This window comes from Kriegella aquimaris, assembly GCF_900103215.1.
GTDB lineage: Bacteria > Bacteroidota > Bacteroidia > Flavobacteriales > Flavobacteriaceae > Kriegella > Kriegella aquimaris.
In genome coordinates this window covers 481,434-494,090 of the sequence record NZ_FNGV01000001.1, presented here as the reverse complement: position 1 = coordinate 494,090, position 12,657 = coordinate 481,434, and the positions used below count along the sequence as shown (strand labels likewise).

Below are 12,657 nucleotides of genomic sequence, written 5' to 3'. Positions count from 1 at the left end.
TTAAAAAATTATTTGGCCGTATGGACAGTTAATTATCAAAATGTTATGGAAAACGATAAGGATTTAAATTCCCGAAGAGAATTCGTCAAAAAAACTGCTGTGGTTTGTTCTGGCTTTCCATTCTTGACAAGAATGACTTCGGAACCGTCAAAAACTATGAATTTAACCGCCATGAAAAATATACCCAAGCCTTTAAATGGAAGTATGATAGGGGAATACGGGCAATGGGCCGCCGATTTGGCGTCTAATCCCCCAAAACTTTCATTTCGAAACAATAAATGGAAATCTGTAAACGATTGGAAACCCAAAGCAGTTGAAAAAACGCTTGAGCTTTTAGCACCTCCCAATATAGGAGAAGTGACAGTAACCATTCATCGTAAATATATCTATGACGGATTGGATGTAGAAGAGATTTCTTGGCAACTACCTTATGGTGAGCCTACAAGAGCCGTTGTGTTAAAACCGGCAGGTGTAACGAAAAAGCTGCCTGCGGTGTTAGGATTACATGATCATGGCGGAGTCAAATTTTTTGGTTGGGAGAAAATTTGCCGTATTTCCAACGATACCCGTTCCATGTTAATGGAGCATCAGTCGCAATATTATGAAGGGCGGGCATGGGCAAACGAAATAGCTAAAAAAGGATATGTGGTCATGGTACATGATGTTTTTGCATTTGCAAGTAGACGGGTGCGATTAGAAAATGTCGATGGCATATTATGGGGCCATTGTTCTCGTGAAGATTGGCAAGATAAAGACCCTGCCATCGATGAAAACGTCAGGGATTATAACGCGTGGGCCAGTGACCACGAAACGATTATGGCAAAATCGCTTTTTTCGGCAGGAACCACATGGCCCGGTGTAGTCTTGGCCGAAGATCAAGCGGCTTTGCGTGTATTATGTGAAAGGGAAGATGTCGATACCGATCGTGTAGGTTGCTGCGGACTTTCGGGCGGAGGGCTGCGCAGCGCATATCTTGGCGGACTCGATAAACGCATAAAATGTGCTGTTTGTGTTGGATTTATGAGCACTTGGCGCGATTTTGTGATGAACAAATCCTTTACACATACCTTTATGACGTATGCCGCTTTATTACCCAATTATTTAGATTTTCCTGAGATTTTGGGGTTGCGAACGCCACTACCCACCTTGGTGCAAAGCAGTAAAGAAGACGACCTATTTTCATTGTCTGAAATGGAAAGAGCCGATAAAATGCTAAAGGAAATCTATGCTAAAGCAGGGGAAGAAGATAAGTATAAAACTAATTTTTATGAAGGAGGGCATAAGTTCGATATTGCCATGCAAACCGATGCCTTCAATTGGTTCGATAAGTGGCTGGCATAAAAACAAGTTATACGATTACCTTTCTATTGATAATGCTCAGCTTTTTGTCATTTTCAAGCTTTTTAATCGTACGGATGACGGTCTCTACGCGAAGTCCCGTGAGTTCAGAAATTTCTAAGCGTGTCAATTTCACTTCATATTTTCCGCTTATGCCAGCTTCCTTTTTTAAGTGACATAGAAGATTCATTATTCGATTTTCGGTCGAAAATACTGAAACTTCTTTTAGTCGCATTGCCTTGTAATTTAGTCGACTGCAAAGTATTTGGGTGAGTTTTAGATGTATTTGGGGTTTTGTTTGAAGCAATTGAAAAAGTTGATTTTTCGACAATCTTAAGAGTGTTGATGGTTTGTTCGCTTTGGCTCCCGCCGGATAAGGGAAGTCGCCGAACAATGGTGGCTCACCGAAACTTTTTCCCTTTTTGAAAATGCCTTGTGTGAATTCCTTTCCTTGTTCTGTTCGATTGAACATTTTAACTTCGCCGTTAAGAACCTGATAGAAAAAATCTGCACGAGCTCCCTCCGTAAAAATTAAATCATCTTTTTTGAGGTGAATTTTTATGGCTCCAAAATGCTCTAAAACTTCTTCCGAAATCATAAATTTAGGTACAATTTTATGAATCTTGTTTTCTAAGGTCGTCGAAAATACAAAACTAAGTTTTCATTATTACTAGCAGCTTGCTAAAATGGTTTTAGGCTTTATGTTGATGAATTTATTCCTGACCACAAAAAATAGGGAAAGTTTAACTTTTTAGTCTCCGTAAAAATTCATAAAATCTACCTATTTTTGCTGCCGCAAATACAAAGCATTGTTAAAAAATGGTCGATAAAATCAAGAATATTCTCTTTTCCACCCGATTAACTGCCATTTTATTTATTGTTTTTGCAACTTCCATGGCCTTTGGCACTTTTTTCGAAAGTTGGTATAGTACTGCAACTGCTCGCATATGGGTTTATAATACATGGTGGTTTGAAGGTATTATGCTCTTTTTTGTTATCAATTTTATGGGTAACATAGCCAGATATCGCCTGCTTCGTTGGGAAAAATGGCCAGTTTTGATACTCCACCTTTCTTGGATACTGATAATTATTGGGGCTTTTATAACCCGCTATATCAGTTTTGAGGGGCGGATGCCCATTCGCGAAGGGGAAACCGAAAATGTATTCTATTCAGATAAAACCTATCTGACAGCTTTCGTTGATGGTGAAATAAACGGCGAGCCTAAGCGTAAAGTATTGGAAGATGATTTGATAGTTACTCCTGAAGGATTAAAATCGAATCTACCTTGGTCGTCAGATTATAATGGTCAATCATTCACTATTTCTTATGTTGGCTTTATTGAAGGCGTTAAAGAAGGCTTGGTTCCCGATGAAAATGGAAAGGAATACCTGAAAATTGTCGAGGCTGGTGATGGTCAGCGTCACGAACATTTTTTGGAAAGTGGCCAAGTGGCCAACATACACAATGTATTGTTCGCACTAAACAATAATACCGAGGGAGCCATCAATATTTTTGCTTCGGATACTACCTATCAAATAAAGTCGCCCTTTGAGGGCAATTTTATGCGTATGGCAGATCAGCTACAAGGCAGCGTAGCAAAAGATAGTTTGCAAACCTTACAACTACGGTCATTATACTCCATGGCAGGAATGCAATTTGTTCTGCCAGAACCTTTGGTGAGGGGATCCTATGGGGTAGTGGAAGTCCCGAGAAACGAGGTCAATGAAGGTACGGCCAATGCCTTGATAGTCGAAATTGAATCGAATGGTGAAAAAATCGAAAAAAAACTACTTGGTGGTGCTGGCTCCTCCACTTTTTCTGAAAAAATGAATGTTGGCGGACTCGATTTTTCACTCAGCTATGGTTCTAAAGTGTATACATTGCCCTTCGCTATCAAGCTGAACGACTTTATTGCCGAGAAATACCCCGGTACCGAACAGGGTTATAAATCCTTTATGAGCAGGATAACCTTGGAAGATGATCGCTCTTTCGATTATGATATTTATATGAACCACATTTTAGACCACAAGGGATATCGGTTCTTTCAATCCAGTTTCCACCCCGATGAAAAAGGAACGATTTTATCGGTGAACCATGACCAATGGGGAACTTGGATTACCTATCTCGGTTATTTTCTTTTATATGCAGGTTTGATGGGAATTATGTTTTTTGGGAAGACCCGATTTAAAGATTTAGGTGCTTCTTTGGAGAAATTGAAATCAAAAAAGGCAAAATTGACCACAGTGTTGGTTTTAGGGATGATGCTTAATGTCGCGGGACAAGAGCATACGGCAGATGATGGTCATGATCATAGCAGTAAAATGCCCACTCAAGAACAGATCGATTCGTTGCTGCAGGCCACAATCGTATCAAAAGAGCACGCCAATAAATTCGGAAAGCTTGTAGTTCAAGATGAGGGTGGGCGTATGAAACCTATTCACACCTTTTCTTCTGAGTTGCTTCGAAAGTTAAGTTTGAAAGACAAATTCAATGATATGGACGGCGATCAGGTGTTCCTATCAATGATGATGAGTCCTGCCGTATGGTATAACACCGAATTCATCGCTTTAGATAAGAGTAGAGGACAAAACGATAGTATACGAAAGCTTATTGGGGTTCCACCAGGAACAGAATATGTAAAAGCAACCGACTTTTTTGATGAAGAAGGGGGATATAAGTTAAGTCCAGTTTTGAGGGAAGCTACGGCTACGAATAACCCAGATCAGTTTGAGAAAGATATTAAAGCAGTAAATATTCGATTAAACCTATTGGATCAGGCGTTGAGTGGGAAAATCATTAAAATATTCCCATTGCTGAACGATGAAAATAATAAATGGATATCGGCACTTGACTATCGTAGCGGGCAGTATCAGGTTTCTGATTCGCTATACGGAAATTTCATAAAGAATGCACTTCCCTACTACCTGATGACCTTACAAAAGGCACAACAAAGTGGAGACTATACCGATGCTGACAAACTTTTGGAAGCTTTTGTACAGAACCAGAAAAATCATGGCAGTGAGATTCTACCTTCGGAGCGCAAAATAGAAACGGAGGTGATATACAATAAACTGGATATCTTCAACCGGTTATACAGGTCGTATGCCGTAGTGGGCGTTTTAATGTTCTTTGTTTTGATATTTCAGATTTTCCGGGATAGAGAAATTTGGCGAGTGATCACCTATTTCTTTAAGGGAACCATCGTGCTTTTCTTTCTATGGCATACCGCGGGGTTGATATTACGTTGGTACATCTCTGGCCATGCGCCTTGGAGTGATGCTTATGAAAGTATATTGTATGTTTCTTGGGCTACCATGGGCATGGGACTTTTATTTATTAGAAAGAGTGATATTACCTTGGCGGCATCGGCATTCGTAACAGCTTTATTGCTTTGGGTTGCCCATCAAAGCTGGGTGGATCCGGCAATTTCAAATTTGGTGCCAGTACTTGATAGTTATTGGTTAATGATTCATGTGGCGGTTATCGTAGGCAGTTATGGTCCATTAACGGTCGGTATGATATTGGGCGTTGTTTCTTTGCTGCTCATTATTTTGACCAATAAGAAAAACAAGGCCCGAATGGATATTAATATAAAAGAACTGACCATAATCAATGAACTGGCATTGACAGTAGGTCTGGTTATGTTGACTATCGGTAACTTTTTGGGGGGTCAGTGGGCCAATGAAAGTTGGGGTCGTTATTGGGGGTGGGATCCCAAAGAAACTTGGGCCTTGATATCAATAATGATTTATGCTTTTGTAATCCATACAAGACTCATACCAGGTCTCAGGGGCAGATGGACGTTTAATTTTCTCAGTGTCATTGCCTTTGGTAGCATCATGATGACCTATTTCGGGGTTAATTTTTATCTAGCAGGTCTTCATAGTTATGCTAGTGGGGCACAGGTCATTACGCCTACATTTATCTGGTATATTGTATTAGGAGTGGCTATATTAGGAGGTATTAGTTATTGGAGGTACAAGGTCAATTATGTGAAAAATAAATAATTACCGTTCAAGGTATCATTTAAATTCAATTTTTTGCTTACCTCCAAATAAAAGAAAGAGCATTGTTTTATATGTTTTTCCCATTTTTTTTCTGAGTACGCCGAAAGCTTTGGTCAGTTGTGCTTCTACGGTCTTGATTGATACATTCAGGTGCTCTGATATTTCAAGATTGGTTAACCCTTCCTTCCTGCTTAAAAGAAATACTTCTTTGCATTTCGGGGGAAGGTTATGAATTTCATTTGTAATTCGTGCAATTACCTTCTCAACAGAACTATCCTCCTGCAGAATTACCGCCCGCTCCAAACCTTCAAAATATTTTTGTTCCAATATCATGGTAGAACGGTTCTTCTTGTATTGGTTGATAAATTCATTATACACCGACTTGAAAAGATAGTTCTGTAAAGATGATTTGATATCTAGTTTTTTTCGCTGCTCCCAAGTTCTTAAAAATACATTTTGGAGAATATCTTCGGCCTGGGCATGATCACTTGTCAATGTCATCGCATAACCAAAAAGGCGTCGATTATAGCGGTCTACCAAATAAATAAAAGCTTCTTCTTCTCCCTTCTTTAAACGTTCAACAAGCAATGCGCTATTATCTGTATTCATAAAAATATAATGTTTATGTCGTAAGATATACTATTGATAATTGCAAATATGAAAAAAAAATCACTAAAAAGTTAGGGTATTGCAAATGAGCTTTGTCTTTCTTATGTATACATACTAGATTATTACGGTTCCCTATATGAAAAATAGAATTCTTAAGTACTTGACTAACGAAGCAACTTCAGAAGATCTGAATTTGCTGTCCGATTGGATTCTTATTGAGGAAAATCAACGGGTTTTTGACGATTATATAAAAATACATTTTGAAACAACGATGGCCATGAACCAACCTGATACGGACAAAATCAAGAAAAAACTGTTGCAGGAAATAAAGCGCAATAAAAACCGAAAGGTAAAGTTGGCCCTTCTGAATACAATGAAATATGCGGCGATAGCTGTGATTTTTTTGGCTTTGGGTTATTTCTATCAAACTAATTCTTCAGTAGAGGAAAGAGACAATCTATTAATTCCCCAAGAAGAATCAATTACCATAATATTGGATAATGGAGCTATTGAAACTCTAGATCCTAATGGTAATAAAGAAGTAAAAGACGACCAGGGAAATGTAATCGGAAGCCAAGATAAATCGAAATTAACCTACCAAGAAAAACCTTCGGCCAATAAATTAGTATACAATACACTGAAAGTACCTTATGGAAAGCGATTCGATGTCATTTTATCTGATGGCACTCATGTTTTTTTAAACTCAGGTACTTCGCTGCGGTATCCTGTTTCATTTTTAGACGGTAGTGAGCGCGCTGTTTTTTTAACTGGGGAAGCCTACTTTGATGTAGCGAAAGATGAAAAACATCCTTTTATCGTGAATGCCAATGATGTTGGTATAAAAGTTTTGGGGACTAAGTTCAATGTGTCGCATTATCCTGAAGATCGGAATATCAATACCGTTTTGGTCGAAGGTTCGGTAGAACTTCATACTAAAATAGCAGCGGTAAAAAATGCCGATCCCATTGTCTTAAAACCAGGCTTCAAGGCAGAATGGCATCAGCTTACCAATGATATTTCTATTGAAAATGTTGATACTAGGGTGTATACGGCTTGGGTTCAAGGAAAATTGATCTTTAGAAACACACCGTTCCGTCAGATTCGAATAGCCTTGGAACGACGTTATAATGTTACCATTAAGAATGAAAATTTAGATTTGGACGAACAATTGTTCGATGCCACTTTTGATATCGAGACCATTGAAGAAATACTCGAATCTTTCAGCAAAAGTTATGCGATAACCTATAAGATAGTAGATAACGAAGTAATTATAGAATGAATTTAAGTAACCCTAAAAAGAAACCTTATGAGTAGAAACCAGTAACAGACCGAGATCAAATCATTGAAAAAATAAAATCGGAAAATGCGGACACATTCCCCGATTTAGTAAAAAATGATTTAAAAGAATTTAAACCAATTAACACTACGAAATTATGAAAAAACTCTTTAATTGGAGGGATGTGCAACTACATCCTTTAAAATTTAGCTTAAAGATGAAATTAACCCTGCTATTAACAATAGTATCCTTGTTTCAAATACAGGCAAATACCTACTCTCAGACTAAAAAGATTTCGTTGGATATGCCCAACGCAACTGTACAACAAGTAATTCATGAGATAGAAGCTTTGACTGATTATAAATTTTTATTGAATAGGAGGGATGTCGATATAACACGAAATGTCTCTATAAAGGTCGATAAAGCGCTGATCATTCCTATTTTAAAAGAGCTGTTTTTAGGTACCGATATCGAATATGAGGTATTAAAAAAACAGATTGTTTTAAGAAAGACCAATAAAAAAGTAGGAGCAATACGGCCAACCATACAAATGCCAGAAACGGTTGATGTTAATATGCAAGCACAAGTTTCAGGTACCGTTACCGATACTGATGGTACGCCACTGCCTGGAGCCAATATTATAGAAAAAGGAACAACCAATGGCGTTACTGCCGATTTTGATGGTGAGTTTTCGATTGAAGTTGCCGAAACAAACGCAGTTTTAGTAGTTTCCTATATTGGTTTTGCTACAAAGGAAGTGTCTGTAAACGAACAGTCTAGCTTGAAAATTGCTTTAGAAGAAAGTGCTGCGGGCTTAGATGAAGTTGTCGTTGTTGGATATGGAACACAAGCCAAAAAAGATATTACAGGCGCTGTGGCCACAGTGCAAGGAGAGGCTCTTGCAATGACCAAAACTGCGGATCTAACGAATTCAGTTGCTGGTCGTTTGCCAGGTATTATAACCAAACAAACTAGTGGTGAACCTGGCAATGACGAATCTTCTATAAGTATACGAGGATTTGGGACTCCGTTGGTTATTGTTGATGGAATTCAGCGTGATTTTAATGACATTGCTTCCGAAGAGGTAGAGTCCATGACTGTATTAAAAGATGCCTCCGCAGCGATATATGGTGCCAGAGCAGGTAATGGAGTTATTTTAATTACAACTAAAAGAGGTACAATTGGTAAACCGCAAATAAGCATTAATTCAACTACAACTTATGTAGGTTTCACGAATTTTCTGCAGTATGCGAATAGTGGCCAATATGCTGAATTAATGAATGAATTTAAGACCAACGACGGGTTAGACCCACTCTTCTCTGATGAAGACGTGGCAAAATATTATAGTGGTGAGGATCCATTAAATTATCCGAATACAGACTGGTGGGGTCTGACAATGAATAACTATTCTCCACAAACTCAGCATGAGGTATCGTTGAGAGGGGGGTCTGAAAAAATTAAGTATTACACTCTATTTAGTTACTTAGACCAACAAGGAGGGTATAAATCTGGAGACAATAAATACAAACGATATAATGTTAGGGCCAACCTTGATGCAGAAGTCACAAAAAATCTTACTGTCTCCTTAGACCTATCGATGATAGCGGAAGATTTGAAAAGCCCATTGCGTACAGTTTACAATCTTTGGGCAGATATAAATAATGCGTTGCCGACCTATTTGGGAGAATTGCCTGATAAAACTAAAATTGCTTATGGGGGATCTGTACCCGTATCGCCAATTGCAGGTAGTACTTTCGATTTGGGGGGCTATCAAGCGGATAACAATAGACATATTAATATTAAAGGTTCTTTTAATTATGATATCCCAGGTGTGGAAGGCTTGTCTATAGATGGCTTTGGAAGTTACTTTGAATTTAGTAATGACTATAAGAATTGGGAGAAGAATTATTTTTTACATGAATATGATGCCGTAAGTGATACCTACATAGATAGAGGTTCTAGTTTTAAAACCAAGTTGGATCAAGGCTATCAGGTCAATTCGTCATTTACTAGCAATCTAGCCCTTAAGTTCGTAAGAACATTCGATGAGAAGCATAATGTTGACGCACTCCTTCTTTATGAAAGAATAAAATCCAACGGGCATAACACTAGCGCGCATGGTGAAAATTACCTAACGGATGCTATTGATTATTTGTTTGCTGCTGGTGGCGAAGGCCAACGAGTTAGCGGTGGTGCATCTGAAGATGGAAGAGAAAGCTATGTAGGCCGACTTAATTACGGCTATGATGGCAAGTATTTGTTTCAGACTACCGTGAGATATGATGGATCACCAAGGTTTAACGAAAACAATAGATGGGGTCTTTTTCCAAGTTTTTCGGCAGGTTGGAGAATTTCTGAAGAAAATTTTATTAAGGACAAAGTTGAATGGATTGATAATTTGAAGTTAAGGGCAAGCTATAGTAACCTTGGTTATGATGCTACCGGTAATTTCCAATATCTAAGTGGATATGAAATAGCTTCAGGTTTTATCCGACCATATATGGACGCCGGCTATGTTTTAGACGGGTCACCCTACACTACCATATATTCAACTGGATTGGCCAACCCCAATATTACTTGGGAAGACATGACAATTTATAATATTGGGTTAGATTTCAGTATCAACAATGGATTGTTGTATGCCGAACTAGACGCATTTTATCGCGAAAGAACGAATATGTTGGCAACAAGATCTCAATCTTTACCAAATACCTTTGGTGCCAACCTACCGGCTGAGAATTTGAATAGCCAAAACCAGCGTGGCTTTGAGGTTTTGTTAGGGCACAGAAATCGTAAGAACGAATTCAAGTACGATATAAGTGCCAATATAGCTTGGTCAAGGGCCAAGTGGGATCATTTTGACGAACCTATGTATGAAGATGAAGATGATATCAGAATAAGAACAAAATCGGGTAATTGGGTCGATCGGGTTTTTGGTTATAAATCAGATGGGCTGTTTACCTCTCAAAGTGAAATTGATAATCTATCATACGATCAAGATCAGAAAGGCAATGAAACCCTTGCACCCGGTGACATTAAATATATTGATATAAATAATGACGGTACAATAGACTTTCGAGATCAAGAGGTGATTTCGACTTCAAACCTTCTTTATAATGAAGATGAGAATTCGAATTCAAACATTCCTCAATTGACATTTGGTCTAAATATGTCCATTGACTATAAAGGGTTTGATTTATCCTTATTATTACAGGGGGCAGGTATGTACGATGTTGAAATTAATAGAGGTCTTTTACCTTATGGTACGGTAAATACATTTGCCCTTACTTACGAGAACAGATGGAATCCAGCAAATAATGACAAAAATGCATTATTGCCAAGAGTATCTGCAACGGGTAATGTCAACAACACTAAAAACTCCGATTTTTGGTTAGTCGATGGCACATACCTGCGAATTAAGAATTTTAATTTAGGGTACACCATTCCTATGCGAACTAAAGTTGGCATAGAATCCGTACGCCTTTTCCTATCGGGAACAAATCTTTTGACCTTTAGTGGGACGAATAAATGGGATATGGATCCGGAAACGGCAAACAATAGCGGTCGATATTATCCGCAACCAAAGACATTTTCACTAGGAGTATCATTAAAACTATAAAAAATCATGAAAAAGTTATTATATACCTTAGTATTTGCATCACTTGTATTTTCTTCATGTGATAGTGTTTTAGAGAGAGAACCACTTGATATTATAAGTGACAACATTGTCTGGGACGATCCGGTCTTGGTTGATGCCTATATTCTCGACGTGTACAGTCATATGTATTTCATGTATAATGATTATGACACTAATCAAAGACAGAGAAATAACATATATACTATAAATGCTGTTGCTGATCAAGCAACTAATGGCAGACCAAACCAAGATGTTGTGGTAAAATGGCAAGCAGGTCTTTTAGATGAAAATGGAGGATTGGAGCAGTGGCACTATAGTAATGTGCGAAAAATGAATGATTTTCTGGAAAAAATGGAAAACTCTACCATAGCTGAAGATGAAAAGAAATTACTTATAGGCCGTATAAAATTTGCCAGGGCACTTACTTATTTTACAATGGTGAAATGGTACGGAGGTATCCCTATTATTACTGAATCACAGGCCATTGACGCGCCACTTGAAGAGTTACTTGTTCCAAGAAACAAAGAACAGGAAGTTTATGACTTTGTTATTTCTGAATGTGATGCATTAATAAATAACGAAATGCTTCCGTATCCATCAGAAGCTCGATTGGGTGACCCAACTTTATACGTAGCCCAGGCACTTAAGAGCAGGGCTGCTTTGTATGCCGCAAGCATTGCCCGTTGGGGTACTGTAAAAATTGACGGTTTAGTCGGTATTCCTAGTGACCAAGAAAACAGGTATTGGCAAATTAGTTATGATGCTTCAAAGGCAATTATTGATGGGCCTTTCTCACTTTATAAAAAATCTGATGACATCGTTGAAAATTACCAACAGGCGTTTATAGATGAAGACAACAGTGAGGTTATATGGGCGAAATATTATGATGGGTTAAAAGTTAATAATGATTGGAGTGTTGATAATTCAGTAATCGGAGCGGCTCCAGGGTGGATGACTGAAAATATTTGTCCGTATCTTGAATTTGTCGAGAGTTTTGAGACTAAAGATGGCGTTATTGTTCCGTGGGATAGAGAAGCTGTCACAAATAAATTATGGACTTTTGACGAGCTATATGGTAATTTGGAGGCTCGTTTTCACGCCAATATTTGGACCCATGGAAGTAATTGGGAAGGGTTTGACCCAGTCAATTATTATAATGGTATCCGCGCAGCTGATGGAGAAATTATTCGTGATGGTATTTATGAAGGGTTACCGGTCATGGGAGCAAATTATAGAACATCAGGCCGTGATTTTTCAGGTTTTTCCATTAAAAAAGGTGTTGATCCCAATGGCGACCTTAACAATAGAAAAGGAAAGAACATGAAAATTCAATTTCGTTTGGGCGAAATACTCTTAAATTATGCAGAAGCAGCTTTTTATCTCAATAAAGAAGCGGAAGCCTTAGACGCGGTCAATAAAATAAGGGAACGTGTTGCTTTACCCTTGCATACAGCAATTGACGTAGAAAAGATCAGACATGAGAGAAGAATAGAACTTTCTTTTGAGGCTTTAAGACATTGGGATTTAAAACGGTGGAGAATAGCAGAGGAAACTATATCAAAATCTTGGACAGGAGTAAATTATATTTACGACTTTCTTACGGGGAAATTCTTAATTGAATATAAAGAGAATTTTAGAACATCCGATTTTGATGAAAAACACTATTATTTCCCTATTACTCCCGGTAGAATTGCTAACAATCCTGCCCTAGCTCCAGAAAATCCTGGTTATTAATGGAAAATTCTAGCCCTAGTTAACAGCCATTTTAAGAAGCTATTAACTAGGGTAT

The 12,657-nt window shown here is 38.1% G+C and carries 7 protein-coding genes; 5 read left to right on the top strand and 2 right to left on the bottom strand.

Features of this window, described 5'->3' with window-relative positions:
- Positions 1-45 precede the first annotated feature (45 nt).
- Entirely contained in the window at positions 46-1,341 is a 1,296-nt protein-coding gene (locus tag BLS33_RS02095; protein WP_143017558.1) for a prolyl oligopeptidase family serine peptidase, read from the top strand.
- Positions 1,342-1,348: 7 nt separating this feature from the next.
- Here BLS33_RS02095 and BLS33_RS02090 read toward each other — a convergent pair whose 3' ends face one another.
- Positions 1,349-1,936, bottom strand: a complete 588-nt coding sequence (locus tag BLS33_RS02090) for a Crp/Fnr family transcriptional regulator (RefSeq protein WP_089884783.1) — start codon at positions 1,934-1,936, stop codon at positions 1,349-1,351.
- Between the two features lie 221 nt (positions 1,937-2,157).
- On the opposite strand from BLS33_RS02090, the gene ccsA reads away from it, so the two are divergent.
- Complete coding sequence (gene ccsA / locus BLS33_RS02085; protein WP_089884781.1) at positions 2,158-5,346, top strand: cytochrome c biogenesis protein; 3,189 nt, start codon at positions 2,158-2,160, stop codon at positions 5,344-5,346.
- A gap of 15 nt (positions 5,347-5,361) precedes the next feature.
- Here the strand turns inward: ccsA and BLS33_RS02080 are convergent, their stop codons facing one another.
- On the bottom strand, positions 5,362-5,955 hold the full coding sequence (locus tag BLS33_RS02080; RefSeq protein ID WP_089884779.1) for an RNA polymerase sigma factor: 594 nt from the start codon (positions 5,953-5,955) through the stop codon (positions 5,362-5,364).
- A 136-nt stretch (positions 5,956-6,091) separates the two neighbouring features.
- Between BLS33_RS02080 and BLS33_RS02075 the strand changes: the two genes are divergently transcribed.
- The 3 genes from BLS33_RS02075 to BLS33_RS02065 all read left to right on the top strand — a co-directional run bounded on the left by BLS33_RS02075 (position 6,092) and on the right by BLS33_RS02065 (position 12,602).
- Positions 6,092-7,234, top strand: coding sequence for a FecR family protein (locus tag BLS33_RS02075; RefSeq protein ID WP_089884777.1), 1,143 nt, complete (start codon positions 6,092-6,094; stop codon positions 7,232-7,234).
- A 154-nt stretch (positions 7,235-7,388) separates the two neighbouring features.
- On the top strand, positions 7,389-10,850 hold the full coding sequence (locus BLS33_RS02070; RefSeq protein WP_089884776.1) for a SusC/RagA family TonB-linked outer membrane protein: 3,462 nt from the start codon (positions 7,389-7,391) through the stop codon (positions 10,848-10,850).
- A gap of 6 nt (positions 10,851-10,856) precedes the next feature.
- Positions 10,857-12,602: a RagB/SusD family nutrient uptake outer membrane protein gene (locus BLS33_RS02065; RefSeq protein WP_089884774.1), complete on the top strand. Its 1,746-nt coding sequence runs from the start codon at positions 10,857-10,859 to the stop codon at positions 12,600-12,602.
- Positions 12,603-12,657: the final 55 nt, after the last annotated feature.

What these genes read in the sequence shown, in the direction of transcription:
- BLS33_RS02095 (WP_143017558.1), top strand. Translation starts at nt 46, where the DNA reads ATGGAAAACGATAAGGATTTAAATTCCCGAAGAGAATTCGTCAAAAAA.
- BLS33_RS02090 (WP_089884783.1), bottom strand. Translation starts at nt 1,936, where the DNA reads ATGATTTCGGAAGAAGTTTTAGAGCATTTTGGAGCCATAAAAATTCAC.
- ccsA (WP_089884781.1), top strand. Translation starts at nt 2,158, where the DNA reads ATGGTCGATAAAATCAAGAATATTCTCTTTTCCACCCGATTAACTGCC.
- BLS33_RS02080 (WP_089884779.1), bottom strand. Translation starts at nt 5,955, where the DNA reads ATGAATACAGATAATAGCGCATTGCTTGTTGAACGTTTAAAGAAGGGA.
- BLS33_RS02075 (WP_089884777.1), top strand. Translation starts at nt 6,092, where the DNA reads ATGAAAAATAGAATTCTTAAGTACTTGACTAACGAAGCAACTTCAGAA.
- BLS33_RS02070 (WP_089884776.1), top strand. Translation starts at nt 7,389, where the DNA reads ATGAAAAAACTCTTTAATTGGAGGGATGTGCAACTACATCCTTTAAAA.
- BLS33_RS02065 (WP_089884774.1), top strand. Translation starts at nt 10,857, where the DNA reads ATGAAAAAGTTATTATATACCTTAGTATTTGCATCACTTGTATTTTCT.